General features: G+C 71.8%; 27 protein-coding genes. 18 read left to right on the forward strand and 9 right to left on the reverse strand.

Features of this window, described 5'->3' with window-relative positions; genetic code table 11:
• Positions 1 to 32 precede the first annotated feature (32 nt).
• Positions 33 to 776, reverse strand: coding sequence for an SDR family oxidoreductase (locus ACMGFG_RS14475; RefSeq protein ID WP_436931034.1), 744 nt, complete (start codon positions 774 to 776; stop codon positions 33 to 35).
• Between the two features lie 239 nt (positions 777 to 1,015).
• Between ACMGFG_RS14475 and ACMGFG_RS14480 the strand changes: the two genes are divergently transcribed.
• The 7 genes from ACMGFG_RS14480 to metG all read left to right on the forward strand — a co-directional run bounded on the left by ACMGFG_RS14480 (position 1,016) and on the right by metG (position 7,188).
• A complete protein-coding gene (locus tag ACMGFG_RS14480; RefSeq protein WP_436931035.1) occupies positions 1,016 to 1,411 on the forward strand; it encodes a DUF7344 domain-containing protein in 396 nt (131 codons plus the stop codon).
• The gene (locus ACMGFG_RS14485; protein ID WP_436931036.1) at positions 1,401 to 2,141 is read left to right on the forward strand and encodes a DICT sensory domain-containing protein; all 741 of its coding nucleotides are present in this window, start codon (positions 1,401 to 1,403) and stop codon (positions 2,139 to 2,141) included. The genes ACMGFG_RS14480 and ACMGFG_RS14485 overlap by 11 nt, the downstream gene beginning before the upstream one ends.
• A gap of 54 nt (positions 2,142 to 2,195) precedes the next feature.
• Entirely contained in the window at positions 2,196 to 3,245 is a 1,050-nt protein-coding gene (gene mfnA / locus ACMGFG_RS14490) for a tyrosine decarboxylase MfnA (RefSeq protein ID WP_436931037.1), read from the forward strand.
• Between the two features lie 48 nt (positions 3,246 to 3,293).
• Positions 3,294 to 3,863, forward strand: coding sequence for a YqaA family protein (locus ACMGFG_RS14495; RefSeq protein WP_436931038.1), 570 nt, complete (start codon positions 3,294 to 3,296; stop codon positions 3,861 to 3,863).
• A gap of 152 nt (positions 3,864 to 4,015) precedes the next feature.
• The gene (locus ACMGFG_RS14500) at positions 4,016 to 4,303 is read left to right on the forward strand and encodes a winged helix-turn-helix domain-containing protein (RefSeq protein ID WP_436931039.1); all 288 of its coding nucleotides are present in this window, start codon (positions 4,016 to 4,018) and stop codon (positions 4,301 to 4,303) included.
• A gap of 178 nt (positions 4,304 to 4,481) precedes the next feature.
• On the forward strand, positions 4,482 to 4,784 hold the full coding sequence (locus ACMGFG_RS14505; protein ID WP_436931040.1) for a DUF8036 family membrane protein: 303 nt from the start codon (positions 4,482 to 4,484) through the stop codon (positions 4,782 to 4,784).
• Between the two features lie 289 nt (positions 4,785 to 5,073).
• Positions 5,074 to 7,188: a methionine--tRNA ligase gene (metG, locus tag ACMGFG_RS14510; protein ID WP_436931041.1), complete on the forward strand. Its 2,115-nt coding sequence runs from the start codon at positions 5,074 to 5,076 to the stop codon at positions 7,186 to 7,188.
• Positions 7,189 to 7,213: 25 nt separating this feature from the next.
• Here the strand turns inward: metG and ACMGFG_RS14515 are convergent, their stop codons facing one another.
• On the reverse strand, positions 7,214 to 8,839 hold the full coding sequence (locus ACMGFG_RS14515; protein WP_436931042.1) for a hypothetical protein: 1,626 nt from the start codon (positions 8,837 to 8,839) through the stop codon (positions 7,214 to 7,216).
• 103 nt (positions 8,840 to 8,942) lie between these two features.
• Positions 8,943 to 9,707: an ABC transporter ATP-binding protein gene (locus ACMGFG_RS14520; protein ID WP_436931043.1), complete on the reverse strand. Its 765-nt coding sequence runs from the start codon at positions 9,705 to 9,707 to the stop codon at positions 8,943 to 8,945.
• A 270-nt stretch (positions 9,708 to 9,977) separates the two neighbouring features.
• Here ACMGFG_RS14520 and ACMGFG_RS14525 point away from each other — a divergent pair, with 270 nt between their 5' ends.
• From ACMGFG_RS14525 to ACMGFG_RS14540, 4 genes are all read left to right on the forward strand, one after another.
• The gene (locus ACMGFG_RS14525) at positions 9,978 to 10,412 is read left to right on the forward strand and encodes a DUF7312 domain-containing protein (RefSeq protein WP_436931044.1); all 435 of its coding nucleotides are present in this window, start codon (positions 9,978 to 9,980) and stop codon (positions 10,410 to 10,412) included.
• 74 nt (positions 10,413 to 10,486) lie between these two features.
• Positions 10,487 to 11,182, forward strand: a complete 696-nt coding sequence (locus ACMGFG_RS14530; protein ID WP_436931045.1) for an NfeD family protein — start codon at positions 10,487 to 10,489, stop codon at positions 11,180 to 11,182.
• 121 nt (positions 11,183 to 11,303) lie between these two features.
• Positions 11,304 to 12,548, forward strand: coding sequence for an SPFH domain-containing protein (locus ACMGFG_RS14535; RefSeq protein ID WP_436931046.1), 1,245 nt, complete (start codon positions 11,304 to 11,306; stop codon positions 12,546 to 12,548).
• A 109-nt stretch (positions 12,549 to 12,657) separates the two neighbouring features.
• Positions 12,658 to 13,260 (forward strand): winged helix-turn-helix transcriptional regulator, encoded by a 603-nt coding sequence (locus ACMGFG_RS14540; protein ID WP_135363935.1) that lies wholly within the window; start codon positions 12,658 to 12,660, stop codon positions 13,258 to 13,260.
• A gap of 94 nt (positions 13,261 to 13,354) precedes the next feature.
• Here ACMGFG_RS14540 and ACMGFG_RS14545 read toward each other — a convergent pair whose 3' ends face one another.
• The 4 genes from ACMGFG_RS14545 to ACMGFG_RS14560 all read right to left on the reverse strand — a co-directional run bounded on the left by ACMGFG_RS14545 (position 13,355) and on the right by ACMGFG_RS14560 (position 15,950).
• On the reverse strand, positions 13,355 to 13,600 hold the full coding sequence (locus ACMGFG_RS14545) for a DUF7123 family protein (RefSeq protein WP_436931047.1): 246 nt from the start codon (positions 13,598 to 13,600) through the stop codon (positions 13,355 to 13,357).
• A gap of 240 nt (positions 13,601 to 13,840) precedes the next feature.
• Positions 13,841 to 14,236: a TRAM domain-containing protein gene (locus ACMGFG_RS14550; protein ID WP_436931048.1), complete on the reverse strand. Its 396-nt coding sequence runs from the start codon at positions 14,234 to 14,236 to the stop codon at positions 13,841 to 13,843.
• 102 nt (positions 14,237 to 14,338) lie between these two features.
• A complete protein-coding gene (locus tag ACMGFG_RS14555; RefSeq protein ID WP_436931049.1) occupies positions 14,339 to 15,067 on the reverse strand; it encodes a YkgJ family cysteine cluster protein in 729 nt (242 codons plus the stop codon).
• A 76-nt stretch (positions 15,068 to 15,143) separates the two neighbouring features.
• On the reverse strand, positions 15,144 to 15,950 hold the full coding sequence (locus ACMGFG_RS14560) for an MBL fold metallo-hydrolase (protein ID WP_436931114.1): 807 nt from the start codon (positions 15,948 to 15,950) through the stop codon (positions 15,144 to 15,146).
• A gap of 528 nt (positions 15,951 to 16,478) precedes the next feature.
• Between ACMGFG_RS14560 and truD the strand changes: the two genes are divergently transcribed.
• From truD to ACMGFG_RS14575, 3 genes are all read left to right on the forward strand, one after another.
• Positions 16,479 to 17,915 (forward strand): tRNA pseudouridine(13) synthase TruD, encoded by a 1,437-nt coding sequence (gene truD, locus ACMGFG_RS14565; protein ID WP_436931050.1) that lies wholly within the window; start codon positions 16,479 to 16,481, stop codon positions 17,913 to 17,915.
• Positions 17,916 to 18,013: 98 nt separating this feature from the next.
• A complete protein-coding gene (locus ACMGFG_RS14570) occupies positions 18,014 to 18,739 on the forward strand; it encodes a DUF2103 domain-containing protein (RefSeq protein ID WP_436931051.1) in 726 nt (241 codons plus the stop codon).
• A gap of 100 nt (positions 18,740 to 18,839) precedes the next feature.
• Entirely contained in the window at positions 18,840 to 19,934 is a 1,095-nt protein-coding gene (locus tag ACMGFG_RS14575) for a sialidase family protein (protein WP_436931052.1), read from the forward strand.
• 33 nt (positions 19,935 to 19,967) lie between these two features.
• Here the strand turns inward: ACMGFG_RS14575 and ACMGFG_RS14580 are convergent, their stop codons facing one another.
• Positions 19,968 to 20,906, reverse strand: a complete 939-nt coding sequence (locus ACMGFG_RS14580; RefSeq protein WP_436931053.1) for a hypothetical protein — start codon at positions 20,904 to 20,906, stop codon at positions 19,968 to 19,970.
• A gap of 198 nt (positions 20,907 to 21,104) precedes the next feature.
• Here ACMGFG_RS14580 and ACMGFG_RS14585 point away from each other — a divergent pair, with 198 nt between their 5' ends.
• A complete protein-coding gene (locus ACMGFG_RS14585) occupies positions 21,105 to 21,893 on the forward strand; it encodes a hypothetical protein (RefSeq protein ID WP_436931054.1) in 789 nt (262 codons plus the stop codon).
• A gap of 57 nt (positions 21,894 to 21,950) precedes the next feature.
• Here ACMGFG_RS14585 and ACMGFG_RS14590 read toward each other — a convergent pair whose 3' ends face one another.
• Positions 21,951 to 22,490, reverse strand: a complete 540-nt coding sequence (locus ACMGFG_RS14590) for an NUDIX domain-containing protein (RefSeq protein WP_436931055.1) — start codon at positions 22,488 to 22,490, stop codon at positions 21,951 to 21,953.
• Between the two features lie 154 nt (positions 22,491 to 22,644).
• Here ACMGFG_RS14590 and ACMGFG_RS14595 point away from each other — a divergent pair, with 154 nt between their 5' ends.
• From ACMGFG_RS14595 to ACMGFG_RS14605, 3 genes are read left to right on the forward strand one after another with little or no spacing between them, the layout of a single operon-like run.
• The gene (locus tag ACMGFG_RS14595) at positions 22,645 to 22,923 is read left to right on the forward strand and encodes a 50S ribosomal protein L37ae (protein WP_179922426.1); all 279 of its coding nucleotides are present in this window, start codon (positions 22,645 to 22,647) and stop codon (positions 22,921 to 22,923) included.
• Positions 22,920 to 23,054 (forward strand): DNA-directed RNA polymerase subunit P, encoded by a 135-nt coding sequence (locus tag ACMGFG_RS14600; RefSeq protein ID WP_121817820.1) that lies wholly within the window; start codon positions 22,920 to 22,922, stop codon positions 23,052 to 23,054. Before ACMGFG_RS14595 ends, ACMGFG_RS14600 begins: the two co-directional genes overlap by 4 nt.
• Before the next feature lie 9 nt (positions 23,055 to 23,063).
• The gene (locus ACMGFG_RS14605; RefSeq protein ID WP_436931056.1) at positions 23,064 to 23,315 is read left to right on the forward strand and encodes a KEOPS complex subunit Pcc1; all 252 of its coding nucleotides are present in this window, start codon (positions 23,064 to 23,066) and stop codon (positions 23,313 to 23,315) included.

Genomic DNA, 23,315 nt, shown 5'->3' on the forward strand with positions numbered 1-23,315 from the left:
ATTTAAATTTCGGTAATAGACACCGCTCGTTTTCAGAAGAACGTCAGCTTGTCCCGGCGGTAGAGGTCCAGTTCCGAGACCATCGACGGGTCCTGCTTCGCTGCGAAGCGGACGGCGTCGGCGATCTCGGTAGGCTCGGAGACCTCGCCGTAGTCGAACCGCTCCTCGAAGGACTCGCCGCTCTCGCTGGCGAACTCGCTGCGGACCTCGGCGGGGTTGATAGTGGTGACGGCCACGTCGTCCTCGCCGGCGTCGGCGGAGACGCTCTTGGCGAACCCGCGGACCCACCACTTCGTCGCCGCGTAGACCGGGTTGAACGGTCGGGGGTACTGCCCGGCGAAGCTCCCGATGAACACGACGGTGCCCGACGACTCCCGGAGGTGGGGCAGCGCGGCCCGGGTCGCGAAGAAGTAGCCGTCGACGTTGACCTCCATCATCGTGCGGTAGTCCTCCGTCGAGAGGTCGTCGACGCCGTCGCCGGCGACGACGCCGACGTTGTTCACCAGCAGGTCGAGCCCGCCGAACTCGGTGACGGTCTTCTCGACTAAGGCGTCGACGGCGTCCTCGCTGCGGACGTTCGTCGGCACGACCAGCGTCTCGACGCCGTAGGCGTCTTCGAGGTCGGCGGCGATCGATTCGAGCCGTTCCTCGCGGCGGGCGGCCAGCGCCACGTCCGCGCCGTCCTCGGCCAGCGCGTGGGCCGTCGCCTCGCCGATGCCGGAACTCGCGCCGGTCACGATCGCCGCGTCGCCCTCCAGGGACTGCTCGGTGGACATACCACGGGATAGAACGGCCGCCGCTATAAGTGTCGGTAGTCGTCCGGGCGCGTCGCGGCCGCAGTATCGCTCCTGGCCCGAGCGGACCCGCTCGAACTCGCCCGGTCGGTCCGGACCCGGCCGGTCCAGCTTGGCCCGGAACCGGTCGGGTCTGGCCTTCGGACGGGTGTGTTCCGGTAACGGGACGGGCGGAATCTGTCCCCCAATAGATATTTGCGCGCGGGGGGAGAAATACGACTATGAATAATGAGGAAATCACGTCCCGCCTGTTCGGGGCGCTCGCCGACGGTGACAGACGCATCGTTCTCTACTACCTGCGGGAGCACGAGTCGGCGTCCGTCGGGACGCTCGCGGACCTGGTGACCGGGTGGGCGGAGGCGGGGCCGGGACCCGACCGGCCGGTCGCCCGGGAGGACGTGCGGGTCGCGCTCCACCACGTCCACCTGCCGGCGCTCGACGCGGCCGGACTCGTCGAGTACGAGCCCGACGAGGAGCGAGTCACGCTCGTCCCGCTCTCGGTCGACGAAGGGGCGGCCGTCGACGCGGCACTGGCCGCCGACACGACCGAGACGGGGGTCGACCTCGGCGGCCTGCTCGCCCCGACCGGCGACACGGGGGCGGAGGATGGCGGGTGACGGGGGATCGCCGCTCCGCGAGTTGCGCGAGCGGGCGCGCGGCCCGCGGAAGACGATAACCACCTTCGGCCCGGAGCCGTACGACGACCTGGCGCCCGTTCTCGACCGGTTCGACGCCGACCTGCGCCACGAGTCGCTACCGATCCCCGAGGAGTCGGGCTATCTCGTCGTCGAGCGCGACGGGGAGTACCTCGGCGCCGTCCCGGCGGCGGCGTTCGACGAACTGCGCGACCCCTCCGGGGGCGCGCCCTGGGACGCGACCGCGGAGGCGTCGGCGTACCGCGAGCTGGTCGGGCTGCTCTCGGGGACCGCCTTCGAGATGGACGAGAAGGCCCGGCTGGTGGCGACCGCCCGCGAGGTCGAGGACCGCGCCTGGCGGACCGGTCGGGGGAGCCTCTACGCGACCTTCCAGTCGCTGTCGGCCTTTCGGTCGCAGGTCCCGATGTACGAACACCTGGCGGGGACGACCGACCTGTCCGTCACGGTCTTCGGCGAGCCCGACTGGGAACCGCCCGCCATCGACGGGGTCGCCGTCCACCGCGACGAGACGGGGGAAGTCACCGACTTCTGGGTCGTCGCCTTCGACGGCGCCGGCGACGACGACGCCAAGTCCGCGCTGATCGCCGCGGAGGAGCGACCGGGGACCTACGCCGGCGTGGTGACCTACGACCCCGGGGTCGTCGACGAGGTGACCGCGCATCTGGACGGCGTGGCCGCCTCGGCCCCGTGAACCGCCGGCTCCGACACCGCAGGAGCTAAACGAGTCGCCTCCCTGCCTGTGGGTATGCAGCTGGCCGAGCCGCAGGACTTCGAGCGCGTCCTGTCGTCGATGTGTACCGAACCCCACCCCGCGGCTCGGGAGGCGGCCGAACGCTTTCTGGCGACCAACCCCGGCGACCCCGGCACCTACGAGAGCGTCGCCGCCCTCGAAGGGCGGGCGGTCGACCTGCTGGGCGAGGTGACCGGCCACCCCGACCCCGAGGGCTACGTCGCCAGCGGCGGGACGGAGGCCAACATCCAGGCCGTCCGGATCGCCCGCAACCGCGCCGACACCGACGACCCCAACGTCGTCGCCCCCGCGAGCGCTCACTTCTCCTTTACCAAGGCCGCCGACCTCCTCGACGTGGAGTACCGCACCGCCCCGACGACCGACCACCGTGCCGACCCCGCGGCGCTGGCCGAACTCGTCGACGAGGACACCGTCTGCGTCGTCGCCGTCGCCGGGTCGACCGAGTACGGCTACGTCGACCCGGTCCCCGAGGTCGCCGACCTCGCTCACGGGGTCGACGCGCTCTGTCACGTCGACGCCGCCTGGGGCGGGTTCGTCCTCCCCTTCACCGACCACGCGTGGGGCTTCGACGACGCCGCGGTGGACACGCTGACGATCGACCCCCACAAGATGGGCCAGGCCGCCATCCCCGCCGGCGGGCTGCTGGTCCGCGACCGCGGACTGCTGGACGAACTCGCCATCCGGACGCCCTATCTGGAGTCGACTTCGCAGGTGACCCTGACCGGGACGCGCAGCGGCGCGGGCGTCGCCAGCGCCGTCGCGGCGATGGACGCGCTGTGGCCGGAGGGCTACCGCGAGCAGTACGAGCGGTCGATGGACAACGCCGAGTGGCTGGCCGACCAGCTCGCCGCCCGGGGCCACGACGTGGTCGAGCCGGACCTGCCGCTGGTGGCCGCCGACCTGTCGGTGCCGATGACCGAGGAGCTGCGTTCGCGTGGGTGGCGCGTCTCGAAGACCGGCGCCGACGAGATGCGCGTCGTCTGCATGCCCCACGTCACCCGCTCGATGCTGCGGTCGTTCGTCGCCGACCTCGACTGGTACTGAGTGGGGCGAACATGAAAGTTTACGACACCCCGCGCGTTACCGCCGGTCGTGCTCCCCGTCGAGGTCCCCGCGCTCCTGCTGGGCAGTTCCTGTAGCGACCCCGGCGGCGCCGTCGTCACCGCCGTCTGTACCGCGACGGGCCCCGCCGGGCTGCTCATCGTCTTCGTCTACTCCTTTCTGATCACCTTCATCCTCCCGCTGCCCTCGGAGATCGTCCTCCCGCTGGCCGACCAGCTCCGGCTCGGTCTGCCGCTGTGGGCCAACCTCGCGATCGTCGTCCTCGTCGCCAGCGTCGGCAAGGCGGGCGGCAGCGTCTTCGCGTTCCACATCGGCCAGGAGGCCAAGGAGTCGGGGCCCGTCATCCGGTGGCTCCGCCGGTCGCGGTTCGACGTCATCGAGTGGTCCCAGACGAAGGTCGTCCAGCTCTCGAAGAAGTACGGCTACGCCGGCCTCGCGCTGGCGCTGTCGGTGCCCGCCTTCCCAGACACCCTCTCGGTCTACGCCTTCTCCGTCCTCGAGGACGACTACCTCAAGTTCGCCGCCGCGACCTTCGTCGGCAGCATCGGCCGGTTCCTCGTCTGGATCCTCTTCTTCCGGGGCGCCGTCGCGAACCTGTGAGCCGAGGCCGGCGTCGCGGTCCCCGCCCGGACGACCGCGGTCCGCACCCCGGCCCCGTCCGCGAACCGGCCGTCCCCCCGGAATCGACCGCCGTCGCGGCCCCTTACCGCCGCCGGTGCGCTTACAAGGGGGCCGAGTCACTGTTCGGGGTAATGGAAGGGGTGCTGTGGTACGTGTTCGCCAGCACCCGTGGGGGTGACAACCGGGCGCGCATCCTCCGTGCGATAGACGAGCGACCGCGCAACGCCAACCAGCTCGCCGAGGACCTGGAGCTGGACTACACCACCGTCCGCCACCACCTCGACGTGCTGGCGGACAACAACGTCGTCGAGGCCAGCGGCGACGACTACGGCGCCGTCTACCTGCCGACCGACCAGTGTCGCGCCAACTGGGACACCGTCGAGGAGGTCCTCGCGACCGTCCTGGAGGACGATTCATGACCTGCCGACCAGACCGCCGACCGACCGACCCGTCGAGCGAGGAGCCGCCGAGCGACGAGCAGACGACCGACCGGCCGCCGGCCGCGAGTCCGCGGACGGGCCGGCCCCCGGGACCGTGGAGTCGGGAGACAATTTGGACAGGCTATTTGCGGGAGCATCGCAAAGGGGTGAGCGAGCAATGACCCTGTGGTTCGAGGCCGCCCGGCTCGCCGTGGTCGCCAACGTCGCCCTGCTGGTCGGCCTGACCGCGGTCTGGGCGCGCAACTACCGGGCCCACGGCGCGAAACACACCCTGGGCCTGCTCGTCTTCGGCGCCTTTCTCCTCGCGGAGAATCTGCTGGCGGTCTATCTCCTCTACGTCCACAGCACCTTCCACGGCTGGGTCTACTCGGCCGCCCCCGTCGCCCAGCGCGGCATGATGGCGCTGAACGTCCTCGAACTGCTCGCGCTCGCCTTCCTCGTGAAGATCACCTGGGAGTGAGTCACAGCCGCGCGGCGGCAACCTTTTTGTGTCGAGCGGCCACACCGACTGGTGATGGCAGTCCCGTCCACCCGCCGTATGCGTATGCGCGCCTCCTTCTAGCGCCGGGTGGACCCACCGCACCGCCGCGGGCTCATACCCCCAGCCGGGCTCCGGCCCGGCCGGTCGACGGCGGGGAAGGCCGGCATCCGACCGAGTACAGGCCGACCAGCGAGCGGATCCCGACGGCAGCGATCCACGATGACAGCGAATCACCGCGTTAAAGAGCCGACTGGAGGTATCGAGTAGTATGAGCCACGAGGAGTTCCCCACTGACAACCCAGCGGTCGTGACCTGCGGGTTGCCCTACGCCAACGGCGACCTGCACATCGGCCACCTGCGGACGTACGTCGGCGGCGACGTGCTCTCGCGGGCGCTGGAGACACTCGGCCAGGAGACCGCGTTCGTCTGCGGGTCGGACATGCACGGCACCCCGATCGCCGTCCAGGCCATCGAGGACGGCGTCGACCCCGCCGAGTTCGCCCTGGAGTGGCACGAACAGTACGAGGAGACGTTCCCGAAGTTCGACATCGACTTCGACAACTACGGCCACACCCACGACGACACCAACCGCGAGGTTACCTACGAGATCGTCGACGCGCTGGAGGCGGAGGGCTACGTCGAGGAACGGGCGATCAAGGTCGCCTGGGACCCCCAGGAGGGCCAGCCGCTGCCCGACCGCTACGTCGAGGGGACCTGCCCGTACTGCGGGGCCGACGCCCGCGGCGACGAGTGCGACGAGGGCTGCGGCCGCCACCTCGAACCCGGCGAGATCGAGGATCCCGTCTCGACGATCTCCGGCAACCCCGCGGAGTACCGCGAGCGCACCCACAAGTTCTTCCGCGTCTCCGAACTCGCCGACTACCTCTCGGACTTCCTCGACCGGCTGGAGGGGACCAGCAACGCCCGCAACCAGCCCCGCCAGTGGATCGAGGACGGCCTCCAGGACTGGTGTATCACCCGCGACCTGGACTGGGGCTTCGACTACCCCGGCGACGACGGCGAGGACCTCGTGCTGTACGTCTGGGTCGACGCGCCGATCGAGTACATCGCCTCGACGAAGCAGTACACCGAGCGGGTCGGCGCCGACACCTACGACTGGGAACAGGCCTGGAAGGCCGGCGAGGTCGGCGTCGAGGCCGGCGGCCCCGACTCCGGGGAGATCGTCCACATCATCGGCCAGGACATCATCCAGCACCACACGATCTTCTGGCCGGCCATGCTCCAGGTCGCCGGCTACAACGAACCGCGCGCCGTCGTCGCCAGCGGGTTCATGAACCTCGACGGGGACGCGTTCTCGACGAGCCGCAACCGCGCGATCTGGGCCCGGGAGTTCCTCGACGAGGGGTTCCACCCCGACACGCTGCGGTACTACCTCACCACCGTCGGGGGATTCCAGGACGAGATCGACTTCTCCTGGGACCGCTTCGCCGAGCGGGTCAACGGCGAGCTCGTCGGCAACGTCGGCAACTTCGCCTACCGCTCGCTGCTGTTCGCCGAGCGCAACTTCGGCGGCACGCCCGACGCCCACGTGAGCGCGGAGGTCCGCGAGCGCATCGAGGACGCGGTCGCGGAGTTCGAGGCCGCCGTCAACGACTACTCGACGCGGCGGGCCACCCAGGCGGCCGTCGACCTGGCCGGCTTCGGCAACGAGTACATCCAGCGCCACGAGCCGTGGAACCTCGACGACGACGAGGCCGCGCCGGTCATCCGCGACTGCGTCCAGGTCGCCAAGGCCGTCGCCGTGCTCGTCTACCCCGCCACCCCCGACACCGCCGAACGGCTCTGGGACCAGCTCGGCGAGGAGGGGTCCGTCGCCGACGCCACGCTCGACGCCGCGCTGGAGGCGCCGCCCGCCGACTTCGGCGAACCCACCGAGCTGTTCGAGAAGATCGAGGACGAGCGCGTCGAGGAACTGAACCAGAAGCTCGAGGACCGTGTCCAGGAAGTCGCCGAGGACGACGGTGACGGCAGTGACGACGGAACCGAAACCGACGAGGCCGCGGGGAGCGACGAGGGGAGTATGGACGTAGAAGCCCTTGCGGAGAGCCGGATCGGATTCGACGACTTCGAGGAGCTGGACATCCGCGTCGGCCGGATCGAGTCCGCCGAACCCATCGAGGACTCGGACAAACTTGCCCGCCTCGAAGTGGACATCGGCCTGGAGACCCGGCAGGTCGTCGCCGGCATCAAGCAACTGCACGACCTCGACGAGCTCCCGGGCACGAAGGTCGTCCTGCTGGCGAACATGGAGAAGGCGGAGCTGTTCGGCGTCGAGTCCAACGGCATGGTGCTGGCCGCCGGCGAGGAGGCCGACCTGCTGACCACCCACGGCGACGCCGAACCCGGCACGAAGATCCGGTAGGGTCCTCCTGGCTGGCGCCTTCCTTCTACTCGATGTGGTAGTCGCTCACCCGCCGGACCGCGAGGACGTACGCCGTCGGCACGGCCGCGACGAGGACGACGGCGACGCCCAGCGCGACCCGTTCGAGCCCGGCGACCGACAGCGAGAGGCCGAACGGGAGTCGGGGAGCGAGCAGCGAGTGGATCACCAGCCGATAGACCTCGTCGGTGAGGACGCCGGCGGCGCTGACGCCGAGGACGGCGAGAATCGAGTACAGCGAGAACGCGGCCTTGCTCGGCGGCGTCGCCGTCCGGTCGGCGGTCACGTCGACCCCGTCGAAGCGGGGGAACCGCGCGCCGACCGCGGCCGCGAGGACGCTTCCGCCGGCGACGACGACGAGCGCGAGCGCCGCGAAGCCGACGGACTCCGGGGTCGAGCGCCCGCTCGCGCGTGCCGCCGCGCCCGAGAGCACCGCCGCGACGGGGGCCGCGGGGGCGACGACCGCGAGGACGGTCCCGTGGACGACTTCGCGGCCGCTCGCGCGGGAAGTCAGGAGGCCGGGGAGCGCCGCGCCCTGGTTGCCCAGGAGGTTGAGCGGCGCGGCGACGCCGGCCGCCCACGCGCCGTACAGCATCGCGAACCACGGCGCGTACGACGGAACCGTCCCGGTCGCGAGCGCGCCCTCGACCATCGGCAGCGCGAACAGCAGCGGCACTGCGGCGAACAGCAACTGCAGCGGCGCCCGGTAGGCGCGGACGAGCGTCGTCGCCGCGACGCCGACCGTGCCCCGCCGGCGACAGACCAGCCCGAGCGCGTCCCCCAGCTGGGTCGAACCCGTCGGCGTGACCGTCCCGGACGCGGCGCCCGACGCCGCGGCGGGCTCGGACTCCTCGTCGGCGTCGCGCTGCTCGTCGGTGAACCACGCGAACTCGGCCGCGCCGACCGTCGCGAGGACGCCGACCGGGGCGGCGGCGACGGTCAGGCCGAGCGCGGCCACGGCGCCGACCGTCGAGGCGCCGGCGCCCGGCGTGGTGACCAGCGCGAGGTCGCCCAGCCAGGCGAGCGGCGGCCCGCGAAGCACGGGCGAGAGGGCGTCGATGAGCGCGGGGAGGTGCCCGGCGAACATCACCCAGAAGTACGCCACGGCGACGACGACACCGAGGGCGGGCTTGAGCCGCGAGAGCCACTTCGACCGGCGGACGGCGCCCTTCAGCGCCAGCCCGACGGGGTAGCCGACGGTCATCGCGCTGACCAGCAGCGCGGCAGTCGCGGCGAGGCCGCCGGCCAGCGGCAGGGGCGTGCCGGCGCCGGCGGCCAGGCCGGCGAACCCGACCCCGAACGGGACGACCACGTAGGGGAGGTAGGCGACGGCGTTCATCAGGAGGAGTCCGCCCGCGACGTCCTTCGGCGGGCGGATCGTCAACATCGCGGCGGACTCGTCGATCTCGCCGTAGGAGCCGACGCCGGCGACGACGCCCATCGCGAGGACGAACACCCACCCGCTGGCGACGAGCAGGGAGACGGTCGAAGCGGGGGCGGCGTCGCCGCTCGCGAGCGTCGCGCCCCAGTCGCTGGCCGCGCCGAAGGCGATCGGGAGCACCGCGAGGATGGCGAGCGCCCCCAGCGCGACCATCGCGAGCCACACGTCCTGGGCGCGGACCCGCCGGACCATCCGCCGTAGCTCGACCCTGGCGACGGTCGCGCTGACGGCGGGCGACGGGAACCGCCCGCGCCGGCTCGGCGACGCGGACCGGTCCCTCGTCGCCGCTCCTCGCTCAGGCCTCGACTCGTTCGTCGGGGACATCCTCGTCCTCCGTGATGTCGAGGAACGCGGTCTCCAGGTCCGTCTCGCCGTCGTCGCGGGCCCGGCGTTTCAGCTCCGCCGGCGGCCCCTCGGCGACGAGCTCGCCGTCGTCGATGACGCCGACGGTGTCGGCGAGTTCGTCGACGACCGAGAGCACGTGCGAGGAGAGGAAGACGGTCACGTCGCGCTCGGCGACGGCCGCGACGGTCTCGCGCATCGTCCGCGCGGCCCGCGGGTCCAGCCCGCTGGTCGGCTCGTCGAGGAAGACCACCGCGGGGTCGCCCAGCAGCGCCGCGATGGCGCCGACCTTCTTCCCCATCCCCGTCGAGTACTCTCCGATCCGGCGGTCGGCGTCGCCCGCCAGGTCGAACCGCGCGAGCAGCTCGTCGATGCGCTCGCCGGCCTCGTCCGGCGGCAGCTCGTGGAGCCGCGCGACGTACCGCAGGTGTTCGCGGCCGGTCAGCTCGTCGTAGACCGGCGGGTCCGCCGGCAGGTAGCCGACCCGCTCGGTCAGCGCCGGCCGGTCGTCGACGGCGGCGCCGGCGACCGTCGCGGTCCCCTCGGTCGGGCGGGTCAGCCCGGTCAACATCCGCATCGTCGTCGTCTTCCCGGCGCCGTTCGGACCGAGGAAGCCGTACACGTCGCCCGCTGGGATCGACAGCGACAGGTCCGAGACGGCCAGTTCCTCGCCGTACCGCTTCGTCAGTCCGTCGGCGACGACGGCGGGGTCGGTCACCGTCGCTCACCCCCGGAACTCCCGGGCCGCGTGGGAACCGCTTCCCGCGCGCGGGACTCGCGTTCGACGCCACGCCGCTGTCGGGCGGACGGTCGGTCGCACCGCGACGGCCACCGCTCGGCTGGAGGGCACGTTCGCATACTCCGAGGGGAACCGCCCGGAACAAAAGTGCTTGGAGAACGACGCTTCTGTCCGGGACCGGACAGGAGTCGGCCCACGGCACGGCCGGCGACGACAAGCCCTATTGGTCGCCGGCCGTAACGAGCGGCCATGGCAGACGACGCCGGGGACGACGAGGAGGAGTGGCGGTTCTCCGTCGACGAGGTGGGCGACGACACCGGCGACGTCGAGGAGGCCGACACCCTCGACGAGAGCGACGAGTGGGACGTGGCGGTCGGCGACGAGGACGACGACGGTCCGACGGTCGCCTTCGGCGGGACGGACGGCGACGACGGCGACGGGAGCGGGGGAGAGAGCGGGGAGAACGGCGGCGGCAACGTCGCCGGGTCGGTGACGCCGGACCTGCCCGTCGAGTCGGACACGCCGAGCCTGGAGAGTGCGGTGTTCGTCGCCGCCGGCGCGCTGCTGGTCCTGCTGGTGTTCGCCAGTATCGTCACGCCGCTGACGCCGACGACGGTCGGCGGGATCGCGCTCGGCGTCGCCGCCGTGACGGCGGTCGTCTACGCGGTGTTCGTGCGGTTCTGACGGCCCGGGGACGGCGCCGCGGTGGAAACCCACACGAGCAGAAGTGTTTTCGGGCAGGCGACCGAATCTCCGCTATGTTCGAGTGGATCGGTCAGACCTCGGTCCTGTCGTGGATCGGGTCGAACCTCTCGCTGTTCCTCGTGCTGGCGGGCGCCGGGCTGATGTTCGCCGAGGCGTTCGCCCCCGGCGCGCACTTCGTCGTCCTCGGCGTCGCCCTGCTGGTGGCGGGGCTCGTCGGCCTGCTGTTGCCCCCCGGTCTCGGCGTCCTCGCGCCGCTGATCCTCGCCGGGCTCGTCCTCGGGGCGGGGGGCGCGGCCCTCTACGTCTACCGCCAGTTCGACTTCTACGGGGGCAAGGGGACCGACCAGACGAGCGACTCCGACTCCCTGCGTGGCAAGACTGGCCGCGTCACCGAGCACGTCTCGCGGAGCGGCGGCGAGGTCAAACTCGACGAGGGCGGGTTCAACCCCTACTACCGCGCCGAGAGCGTCGACGGGGAGATCGAGGAGGGGACCGAGGTGATGGTCGTCGACCCCGGCGGCGGCAACGTCCTCACCGTCGAACCCCTCGCCGGCGGCGTCGACGACATCGACCGCGCGCTCGCCCGCGAACGCCAGCGCGAGGGGACGGCGTCCGACGGCGACGGGACGCAGACCGACAGCGAGGGGACACCGACCGACGACGCCGCGGCCGACCCGGACGCCGAGTCCGGGGACTCCGGGTCCGAGGGCTCCGGTCGCGACCGCGAGTTCGAGACGGACACGGCCTGATCCTCGCCCGGTCCCGACCGCGCCATCTCCCGGTCCGGAACCGTCGACCCGACCTCGGCGCCACCCGGAACTGTGGTATCTCACCCAACACTTTTGACTGGCTGGGGCAAACTTCGAACGTATGAGCCCCGCACCAGTGTTGCAGAGCGTCGGTGGCGCCCTTCCGATCGTCGCAGTGTTGCTGTTGCTGCTGGCGGTCGTGGTCGTCTACAAGTCCGTCGAGATCGTCAACGCCTACGAGAAGCGGGCGCTGACGGTCTTCGGCGAGTACCGCAAACTCCTCGAACCGGGTATCAACATCGTCCCGCCGTTCGTCTCGAAGACCTACGCCTTCGACATGCGGACCCAGACGCTGGACGTGCCCCGCCAGGAGGCGATCACCCGCGACAACTCCCCCGTCACTGCCGACGCGGTCGTCTACATCAAGGTCATGGACGCCAAGAAGGCGTTCCTCGAGGTCGACAACTACAAGAAGGCCGTCTCGAACCTCGCCCAGACCACCCTCCGGGCCGTCCTGGGCGACATGGAACTGGACGACACGCTGAACAAGCGCCAGGAGATCAACGCGAAGATCCGGAAGGAACTGGACGAGCCCACCGACGAGTGGGGGATCCGCGTCGAGAGCGTCGAGGTCCGCGAGGTCAACCCCTCGAAGGACGTCCAGCAGGCGATGGAGCAGCAGACCTCCGCCGAGCGCAAGCGCCGCGCCATGATCCTCGAGGCGCAGGGTGAACGCCGCTCCGCAATCGAGCAGGCCCAGGGTGAGAAGCAGTCCGACATCGTCCGCGCCCAGGGGAAAAAGCAGTCGCAGATCCTCGAAGCGCAGGGTGACGCCATCTCGACCGTGCTGCGCGCGAAATCCGCCGAGTCGATGGGCGAGCGCGCCATCATCGACAAGGGAATGGAGACGCTCGAAAATATCGGCCAGGGCGAGTCGACCACGTTCGTCATGCCCCAGGAGCTCACCTCGCTGGTCGGCCGCTACGGCAAGCACCTCTCCGGCGGCGACGTGAGCGACATGGCGAAGGCCAACGGCGAGAGCGAACTCGACAGTCTCGACTTCGACAGCGAGACGCGCGAACTGCTCGGCCTCGACGACATCGAGGAGATCCTCGGCCAGATCGACCAGGAGGCGGAGGTCGACGTCGAGGAGATGGAGCAGGAGGCCCAGGCCATCAAGGAGGGCAACGACGCGACGAATATCCGCGACCCCGACGAGGTCATCCAGGAGATGGACGCGGAGATGGACCCCTCCGGCAGTCCGGTCGGCGGCCCCGGCGGCGACGGGACCGGCGGCGGGAGCGCCGACGGCAGCAGCGGTGGAAGCGCCGACGGCGAGCGCGAACCCGAGACGGAAACCGAGTAAGGCGTCCTTGCCCGTGCCCTCCGGGCGGTGACCCGCCCGCCGACTCCGTTTTCCGCGACCGTTCGGCCAGCCGAAGCCGTTTTACCACCCCACTGCCAAAGAGCTCGTAATGGCGCGAGAGGGGGATGTCGACGAGAGCAAGCGGGCGACGCTCCGTCGGTTCGCTGCGCTGGGGGCGTCCAGCCCGTTCGTCGGCTTCGCGAAGGACAGCGACAGCGACGCGCCCGACGCCCTGCTCGGGTACGTCGCCGCGACGCCCGGCGCGCACTTCTCGAAGATCCGCGACGACCTGCAGCTGGGCACGGGGGAGACCCAGCACCACCTCCGCCGGCTCGAACGGGAGGGCGTCGTCGAGAGCCGCGAGGACGGCGAGTACCGGCGCTACTTCCCAGCCGACCGCTTCTCGGAGTTCGAGCAGGTAGCGCTGGGCTACCTCCGGCGGGAGACCCCCCGCGGGATGGTCGTCGCGCTCCTGCGCGACCCGGCGGCGTCGGGCACCGCGCTCGCCGAGGAACTGGGCGTCTCCGCGCCCACCGTCAGCAAGTACGCCAGCCAGCTGGAGGAGGCGGGCCTGCTCTCCCGCGAGGACGGTTACGCGCTCCGCCGGCCGGAGACGCTCCTCTTGCTGCTCGTCCAGCACGCCGACTCGTTCGGGCCCGAGGCCGCCGAGCTTGCGGCCGACGCCGACGACATCGTCACCTACGACCCCTGAGCGGGCACCCGGGTCGAACTCCTGTGGACCACGAAGACCTGCCATCCGCCAGCCGTCGCTGACGGGTGTGAAAAAGCGCGAAGTGAGCGGTCGGTTACGCGGTGACCTTCCAGGTGGTCGACGAGGAGTAGCCCCACTTCTCCACGTCCAGATCGAGGTCGCTGTTCTGGATGGCGGTCATGTTCGAGCCGACCTCCTTGGCCGACAGGTCGAGCTCGTCGCCGATGAGCCGCGATTTGAAGTAGGTCTGCTGATCGGCGTTGTCGCGGAGGTACTCGAGGATCCGGTGCTGCTTGGGGGTCAGCTGGTCGCCCGTCGCGCTCGCGGTGGTCGCGCTCATACTTCCAGAGAGGTACCGTTCCCCTAAAGCGGGTTTGGTACGATCGGTAAAACCCGGCGCCCTCCCGCGATTAGCTGGCCCGGGTACGGTCGTAACGCCGGCCTACGACGGGCTGGGCGGGGGCCGTTGGTGCCGTTGGTTAACCGGTCGTACCAGCGGGGTCGGGGACGCCGTCGTCGGGGTAGCGTCGACGGTCGCGCCGCTCGGCGGCTGGCTGGCGGGCGAGGGGTGCCCGGAGAACTACAGGTCCTCGTCGATGATCTCGCCGACGGCGAAGTTGGACTTGACCTCGGTGACCTCGATCTTGACGCGCTCGCCCACGTCGGCGCCGGGGACGATGATGACGTACCCGCGCTCGACGCGCGCGATGCCGTCGCCCTGTTTGCCGATGTCCTCGATCTCGACGTAGCGGATCTCGCCGGCCTCGACCGGCGGCTGCGGTTCGGAGGGGACGTTGTCCTCGTCCGTGCTCTCGGCCCGGTCGACCTCCGAGGAGATGAGCGCGACGCGGTAGGTCTCCCCCGGCTCGACGGCCCCCGTCTCGATCTCCCGCTTGGGCACCTCCACGACGTATCGGTCGCCGTCGTCCGACACGTCCGCACTGAACAGACACAGCAGTTTATCCGAGATTTCCACGATGTAGACCTCCGGGTGGGTCATAGAACCCCTCTGTTATGAAAGTATTCCAGCCCGAGCGCGCGGATCCGCGCGTCCGTCCGACCGGATCCGCGGGCGCAGTCACTCGATCCGCGACCCGTCCGGTCGCTTGGGCCCCTCGGAGTCGAAGACCACCACCTCGCCGGGGTCGCGCTCGACCGGCCGGTAGCCGTCACGGACGGCGATAGCCTCCTCCAGTTCGCGTACCGCTCGCTCCTTGAGCGCCCGGGCCAGTTCCTCCGCTTCCTCGCGTGAGATGTCCCGGCCCAGCCCCTCGCACTCGTGGGCGCGGACCATCCCCTCCTCGTCGACGGCCTCGCCCATCGGCTGGCTCGTCCCGCCCAGCGCGACGCTGAACGGGTAGGTCCGACAGACCAGCGGGCGGTCCTCGTGGACCGTGCAGGCGCCGACGCCGTCGCCGTCCTCGGCGTAGAACCGACAGTCGCCGCAGTCGTCGGTCCCCAGCGCCCACTCGAAGGTCTCGCCCTGGGGGCCGTCCTCGCCCTCGACGAGCCCGTAGGGCATCGGCCGCGCCACGTCCCGCCAGTCGTAGTCGCCCGTCTCCTGCAACTCCCGGACTTCGTCGGGGAAGACGGTCGCGGTGTGGTCGTGACCGTCGCTCTCCTCGCTGGTCCCGCCTGCCTCGGCGTCGCTCTCCTCGCCCGTTTCGGCGTCGCTCTCGCAGCCCTCGACGGCCTTGCAGCAGGCGCCACAGCGGGTACACTCGAAGCCGATGGCCTCGATGGCGTCGGCCAGCTCGGCCACATCCAGGGCCTCGGCCCGCTCGCGCTCGGCTTCGAGACTCTCCATGCGCGAGCTACCGGGTCGACGGGGAAAAGCGCGTCGCGAGCGGCCGGCCGCGGGACGACCGAAGTCGGACGCCGGCTCACCCGACGGGCCGCGCCCGCTCGCCGTCCCAGCGGACCGAGCCCTCGACGGCGAGCTTTTCGAGGTGCGCGCGGACGGTCGCCTCCGCGAGGTCGCGCACACCGGAGAGGTCCTTCTCGTAGGCGGCGTCGGTGACCTCGGGGACGGTCTCGGCGCCCGCCGCGACCGCCTCGCGGACCCGTCGCTCGCGGTCGAGTCGGTGGGCGACCAGCCGCGTCGCCGTCGCGCGGACCGCCGGCCCCTCCACGCTCGGGCCGTGGGCCGGCAGGAGCCGGTCGGGCGCCATCGTGTGGATCCGGCGGAGCGAGGTGAGGTACGCGCGCAGGTCGCCCTCGGGGGCGCCGACGACGACGCTGCCCGCCGCGACGGCGAGGTCGCCGGCGACGACGACGCTGTCGTCGGCCCTCCCGACCCCGCTCGCGGCGAACGCGACGTGTTCCGGGGCGTGGCCGGGCGTGTCGACCACGCGGACCGCTCCCTCGCCGGTCCCGATGCGGGTGCCCTCGGCGAAGGTCCGGTCGGGCGCGACGCCGGCCGCCGCCTCGAAGGCGTCCGTCCGGCCCGTTCGCGCCCAGACGGTCGCGTCGTGCGCTTCGGCGTAGTCGGCCACGGCGCCGACGTGGTCGGGGTGGTGGTGCGTGACCGCGACGTGGCCGACGCCGCGCTCGGCCGCCAGCGCGTCGAGCCGATCGGTCCGGGCGGCGGGGTCGACCAGCAGCGCCGGGTCCGACCCCAGCAGGTACGCGGCCGTCTCGCCCGTCGGTGCGCGGGTCTCGACCGCCACGTCGACGCGACTCACCTCCATCGAGTAGTCGTATCCGGCTCGGACCACCTGTTCGTTTCGCGTTCGGTGCGAGCAACGTGTCCGCGACCGTCAGCGATGTGTCCGCCGCGAACAGCGTGGACCCCTCTCGAACAGCCGTCGTTACCGCGATTGCCCTCGTGATCGGGATCGCAAACAGCGTGAAAGCCCCGACCTGCTTCGGTCGCGCGCCTTGCTGCGCTCCTCGCTCGCTCCGCTCGCTGCGGTCCTTGCGGCGTCGGGCTTCCCGAAGCAGGTCGCCCTTTTCATTCCTACCCACTCAGACTGTCTCGCCAGTCGTGGCGGGTGGGAATGAAAGGGGCCGGTTCCTGCGCGAACCCGGACGAAGTAAGCACCGCAAGTGAGCGAAGCGAACGAGGAGCGCAGCGAGTCCCGGGAGCGCAGGAACCGGGGGCTTTCACCCCGTTTGCGGCCACGATCGGGTTTGCAGTCGCGAACGAAATTCCGTTTCCCCCGACCCGCCGAGCTAGACAGGCAGATACAGGTACCGCGACGACCACGACCCAACAGATGCGCGAGGCACACCCCGTCGAGCGGGCGGTCGGCATGGAGTACTACGTCAGCGACGCGTCCGGTATCGGGGGCCGCCTCCGCGAGTCGCCCGAGGACTTCCGCGTCACGGAGGTCGAGGCGTTCGAGCCCGACCCCCTGGACGCTGATCCCGGCGCCTACCCCAACGTGCTCGCGCGGGTCACCCTGCGGGGCTGGGACACCAACGACTTCGCCTCGGAGCTGTCCGACCGGCTCGGCATCTCCCGCGAGCGGGTCTCCTGGGCGGGGACGAAGGACAAACACGCCGTCACGACCCAGCTGTTCTCCGTCGAGAAGGTCGACCCCGATGATCTCCGGGCGGTCGACATTCGCGATACCGAGGTCGAACTGCTCGGGCGGACCGGCCGGCCGGTCCTGTTCGGCGACCTGGCTGGCAACGCCTTCGAGATCACCGTCCGCGGGCTCGACCCCGACGCGCCGGAACTCGCCGACGCGGTCACCGCCGACCTCCGGGCGTTCGCCAGCGGCGACGACCCCGGGGACATCGGCGGCGACGACCCGGTGGAATCCGGGGACGCCGACCCCATCGCGGCCGCCGACGACCCCGTCACCGTCGGCGTCCCCAACTACTTCGGCCAGCAGCGGTTCGGCAGCAAGCGGCCGGTCACCCACGAGGTCGGCCTGGCGGTCCTCCGCGGGGACTGGAAGGGCGCGGTGCTGGCCTACGTCGGCAACCCCGCCGAGCGCGAACCCGAGTCGACGCGAGAGGCCCGCGCCTACGTCGACGAGACCGAGGACTGGGCGGGCGCGCTGGAGCGGCTACCGAAGCGGCTGGGGTTCGAGCGGTCGATGTGCCACCGGCTCGTCGAACGGCAGGAGGAGGGCGACGACGAACTCGACGACGAGGATTACCGCGCTGCACTCGAAGCGGTCCCCTCGAACCTCCAGCGGCTGTTCGTCAACGCCGCCCAGTCGTACGCGTTCAACCGGATCCTCTCGGAGCGGCTGGAGCGGGGCCTCCCGTTCAACGAACCCGTGGCCGGCGACGTGGTCTGTTTCGCCGACTCGGACGCGCCGGCGGGCGTCGCGCTCCCCGATACCGACCGCACCCAGCGCGTGACCGAGGACCGGGTCCGGACGGTGCGGCGCCACTGCGAACGGGGCCGCGCGTTCGTCACCGCGCCGCTCGTGGGCACCGAGACGGAGCTCGGCGACGGCGAACCCGGCGAGATCGAACGCGAAGTGTTCGACGACCTGGACCTCGACCCCGGTGACTTCGACCTCCCGGGCGAGTTCGCGTCGACGGGGACGCGGCGGGCGATTTTGCTGCGGTCGGATCTGGCCATCTCTCGCCGGGAGGACGACGCGCTCGCGTTCTCGTTCACGCTGCCGAAAGGCAGTTATGCGACGGTCGTCCTCCGGGAGTACCTGAAGGGCGACCCCGACGACCTCTGAACGAGGGACGCCGGGCAGTCGGCGGCGATCCTGGCATCGACACCCACGGAGCCGCGTTTCCGCGCTCCTTTTGCCGCTCGACCGGAAACCTACTCGATATGGAGTGTCGGCGGTGTGGCTCGTCGCTGGAGCGGCCGGGCGATTACTGCCTGGTCTGTCGCTCCGACAACGCCGACGCCGTCGTCCTCGAACTGGACCGGGACCGCGCCCGCGTGACGACGCTCGTCGACGAGGAGGTCGTCGGCGCCCGCGAGGTGACCACGACGCCCGAGGACGGCGACGAGAGCGAGGTCGTCGAACTGCGGAACTTCGCCGGGCTGGTCGCCGACGAGGTGCGCCGCAAGCGCCCCGAGGAGGTGTACGCGACGGGCGACCGGGAGGTGCTGCGGGCGGTGCGGGGCCAGTTGCACCACGACTTCTACCGGGTCGGCGACACCGACGACCCCGTCGAGTCCGTCCTCTCGCGGCGCGGCGAGGCGCCCCTGGAGGTCGTCGAGACGCCGCCCCGCGAGAAGATCGGCGGGTCGCACTCGACGCTCGTCGGCGGGCGGGCGGGTCAGCGCGCCATCCAGACCGTCGCCGGCCACCCCCACGTCAAGAAGATCATCCCCGGGCCGATCGACGCCGGCGGCTCGGGCTCGCGGTCGGGCGTCCGGGCGAAGGCCACCCGCGCCGGCGAGAACGGCAACGTCCGCCTGCTCATCCGCGACGGCTCCTCGGTCCAGGAGAACCGCGTCGTCACCACCGCCCGCGAGCGCGACCTCGGCGAGGTGGTTCGCGAGGACCTCAACGAGGCGCTGCGCGAGGCCGACCTGCAGGACTGACGGTAGAGCGGATCGACTGGCCGGGCCTGTGGTCCCCGATAGTCACGCGACCGGGATCGTCTCGGCGACTCTTGTGAGCCCCCGGGCTATCGGGGGTGCAATGTGGGAACTCGGTCCCGACGCGGGCGAACCGGAGTGGCGCGCAGTCGAGAGCCCCTTCGAGAAGACGGTCTTCGCGGTGGTGAACACCGCCGAGGGCCCGTACGCCATCGGCGACGGCGGGACGCTGCTGGCCGACCGGGGCGGCGGCTGGGAGGTCGTCCTCGACGACGGCCCCCGGACGCGGGACAACCAGCTCCGGGGCATGGACGTGACCAGCGACGGCGAACGGGTCTGGTTCGCCGGCTCCAGCGGCGCGCTGGGCTGTTACGACGTGGAGACCCGCCGGAAGTACGACTACTCCAACCCCAACGAGATGACCAGTACCTGGGAGGGGCTGGCCGTCGCCGGCCCGACCGGCTCCGAGAAGGTGCTGGTGGCCAACGGCTCCGGCGAGGTGCTGCCCTTCTCCGTCGACGGCTTCGACGAGGACTGGGGGCCGGTCAGCAAGCCCGCCTCCAAGGGGTCGACGATCGCGGCGCTCGCGGCCTCGCCGGACGGCGTCGGCTACGCGGTCGACACGAGCGGCAACGCCTTCCGCACGACCGCGACCGACGGCTGGGAGGACATCGGCATCGTCAACGCCCAGGTGAAGTTCTACGACATCTACGCCGGCCGCGAGGGCCGCGTCTACGTCGCCGCAGGGGACGGTCGCATCTACCGCTACGACGACTCGTATCACTCCTGGACGCCCATCGGCGTCGCCGAGAAGTCGCTGCGGGCGTTCGACGTGCACGGCGACGAGATGGTCGTCATCGGCCACGGCGGCACCATCTACGAGCGGGACGGCGCCTCGCGCTGGCGGAAGCTCACCTCCCCCGTCGGCGTCCAGCTGTACGACGTGGCGCTGGGCCACCCCGACATCATCGTGGGCAACTCGGGGACGATCCTCGAACGACCGCGGGGCCAGCCCCGCGACGCCGGGACCAGCCCCGACGGCGACAACTACGACGACCGCGGCGAGTACTTCGACGCCGACGAGGCGGGCCCCGGGGAGTCGGGCGGGTCGAACACCGGCACCGGTGACACGGGCGGATCGACCGGCGGCACGGGGGACACCTCGGGCGGCACGTCCGGCGGATCCACCGGGAACTGAGCGGTCCCGTCGCCGGGACGCTACCGCGATTTTTCACTCGGATCCCGACGCGGGCGACCGTTCGAGGACCAGCCCGTTCGACCCGACGGCGACGCCCGGGTCGCCGCTCACGACCCCTCGGATCGTCTTCGACCCGTCCCACCGTTCACGGCGCCAGCCGGCGGGGCCGCGCGCGTACAGCGACCCCCCGGACCCGGTGGCCAGCGCCGGGGCACCCGCCGTCGAGTCGGCCGCCGGCGAGTCGCCCGCCGCCAGCGCCTGCACGGTGAAGTCGCCGAGCGTGTGGGGCGTCCACACCGACCCGTCGGGCGGGCCGCCGTAGAGGCGCCCGTTGCCGCCGCCGACGAGCAGGCGGTCGGGGGTCGCGGCGACCGCGTAGAAGCTGTTCCCCGCCCCGTCGACGCCGACCCGTTCCCAGCCCTCGGAGCCGGTCGTCCGGTAGACGGCGGCGTTGCTGTCGACCGCGTAACCGACGCCGTCGGCCGCGGCGAGGGCAGTGACGGCCGTGTTCCCCGACGGTCGGGTCGTGGGTCCCCAGTCGAGCCGGCGGCCGTCGACCGTCGCGGGGAAGACGTGGCCGCTGCCGTCGGCGACGAGCAGTTTCTCCGAGCCCCGGTCGCCGTCGACCGCGAGCGCGCCGAAGCCGTCCGCGATCCCCTGGGGCTCCGAACGGTCGACCCGGCGGCCGGCCGGCAGGTCGTAGCACCCGAGCGCGCCGTTGGCGCCGGCGAACCAGACCCGCTTCCCGTCGCCGGTCGCGTCGACCGCCCGGAGCGTCTCCCCGCGGGCGCTCGGCCCGTCCTCGACGACGAGGCCCCAGGTCCCGTCCGCCGCGCGTGCGACGACGGCGCCGTCCGTCGCGACGGCGCAGGGCCCCTTCGCGGTGGCGGTCACGTCGTGATACGTGTCCGGGACCGGCGAGTCGACGGCCGTCCAGCGGGCCGGTGCGCTCCCGGACGCGAACTCCCACATGCCCCAGGTCGCGCGGGCGCGGACGTAAGCGGGTGCGCTCCTTCCGGACGCGGGACGGTCACGTGGCCGGGAGCGTCCCGCCCGCTTTTCGGCGGGGGCGACCGAACGGAAGTGAGCCGACGCGGGGGACGCCGTCCCGGTGGGTGACGGGCCGAGTCGATGCCGGACCGGTCGTCCGCCGCGTCGCCGGAGGGTTCCATGACAGGTGACACGACGGTCGACCGCGAGGAGAGCGCGAACGGAGCCGACGGTGGCCGCGGTGGGACCACCGGGGGCGGAGCGGCCGACCCGGACGCGCTCGCAGTGGCGCGAGCGGAGGCGCGGCACACGCTCGGCGAACAGATCGACGCGCTGACCGCCACGGACGCCAAGGCGCTCAGGCTGGTGCAGTTCTCGACCGGGCTGCTCGGCGTCGTCCTCTCGGCGCTGTCGTTCGCCGGCGCCGACGCGCGGGCGGCGGTCAACCGGTACCTGGTCGTCGGCACGGGGCTGCTGGTCGTCGCGGCCGTCGTCGCGGTCGCGGCCTACACGGCGACGGCCCGCGTCGTGGGCATCGACGGCGACAGCCTCCGGCGGACGACCGACGGCGTCTCCGGGCGGGCGCTCGAACGGGCGCTCGTCGCGGAGTACGCCGACTGGATCCGGTTCAACGCCGTGGTCAACCGCCGCGGCGCGCTGCTGGTCACGGTCACGCTGCTCGCCGTCCTCGCCGGGATCCTGGCGTTCGGGCTGGGCGTCCTGCGGGCGACGCTCGGCCCGCTGCACCCGACGGTCCCCCTCGCGGCGCTGGGCGTCCTCGCAGCTGCCTGCTACGCGACCCGGGCCCACCGGCAGGTCCTGCGGGTGCGCGCGACGGACCGGCCCAGCTACGGCGGGCCCTCCGAGGAAGCGTCGTCCGACGGGGACCCGTCCGGCGAGGAGTCCGCGCTCCCGCGGATCGACGGACAGGAGGCGTTCGTCGGCGACAGCGTCGAGGACCCGGACTGACCGGGCCGTCGGACCGACTGCGGGCTCGGGCCGACCGCCCTCGCGACCGGCACCGCTCTACTCGTCGCTCACGGCATCGAACGCGGCGAGCAGCTGGTCGCGGCCGGAGGCCCGGAAGGGGGCGTCGACCTCGCGCAGTTCCGCCCGGGAGACGAACCGCGCGTCGGCGGCGTCCGACCCGGCGTCGACCGTCCCGGTCGCCGCGTCGGCGGGCGCGGCGTAGTTGAACGACACCATCGTCGTCGCGTCGAACTCGAGGAAGCCGTCACCGAGGAGTCGCAGGTCGTCGGGGGCCACCGACAGCCCGGTCTCCTCTTCGAGTTCGCGCGCGGCGCCGGCGCGGGGCGGTTCGCCGTGTTCGACCCGCCCGCCGGGCAGCGCCCACTCGCCGGTGTCCTCGCCGACGCCCAGCCGGACCAGCAGCAGCTCGTCGCCGTCGACGACCGTCGCCCGCGCCATCGGGACCGGGTTCCGGTAGACCGTCAGGTCGCAGACCGCGCAGTACGGGCGCGCGCCGTCCGAGGCCTCGCGCTCGCCGAGCGGGTCGCCGCAGGTCGGGCAGTGCGTGACGGTGTCCGTCTCGACCGTCCATCCCATGACCGGCCCGTCGCGCGGCGGGGGCAAACGAGTTTCCCCGAGTCGGATGCGGGTCGTCGACCGGCCAGTGACCCGTGGTCGAGCGGCCGGCGCGTCGACCGGGCGGGTGCGACTCGCAGGGTTTATACGGCCCACTGCCGGACGGTACGATACTATGGCCGAACAGCAGGGACGAACCGGGAGCGCGGGACGGTTCGGCGCGCGGTACGGCCGCGTCGCCCGCCGCCGCGTCGCCGAGATCGAGAGCGAGATGAACGAGGACCACACCTGTCCCGACTGTGGCGAGGACCGCGTCGACCGCCAGGGCACCGGTATCTGGGAGTGTGGCTACTGCGGCCACACCTTCACCGGCGGCGCGTACAGCCCGACGACCCCCGGCGGCCGGACGGTCACCCGGTCGATCCGCGCCGCGCTCGCAGACGACGACGAATGAGCTACAAGTGTTCCCGCTGCAAGCGCGACGTCGAACTGGACGAGTACGGCGGCGTCCGCTGTCCGTACTGCGGCCACCGCGTGCTCCTGAAGGAGCGCAGCCGCGACGTGAAGGAAGTCGACGTGCGGTAGCGCGGAGCCGTGGACCACGAGGCCGTTTTCGAGTGCGAGTATCCCGACGCCGAGCGCGCGCGCCGCGTCGAGCGCAGCGTCGCCGTCGAGGCCGGCGACATCGAGGGCGACCGCACGACCGCGACGCTGGAGCGCGACGGCGCGACGCTGACCGTGACCGTGGCCGCCGCCGACCTCGTCGCGCTGCGGGCCGGCTGTAACACCTGGCTGTCGCTGGTGGCCGTCGCCGAGGAGTGCGGCGCCGCCGTGACGGCCGACTGA

Origin of the sequence: Halosimplex halobium (assembly GCF_051414055.1) — an archaeon.
GTDB lineage: Archaea > Halobacteriota > Halobacteria > Halobacteriales > Haloarculaceae > Halosimplex > Halosimplex halobium.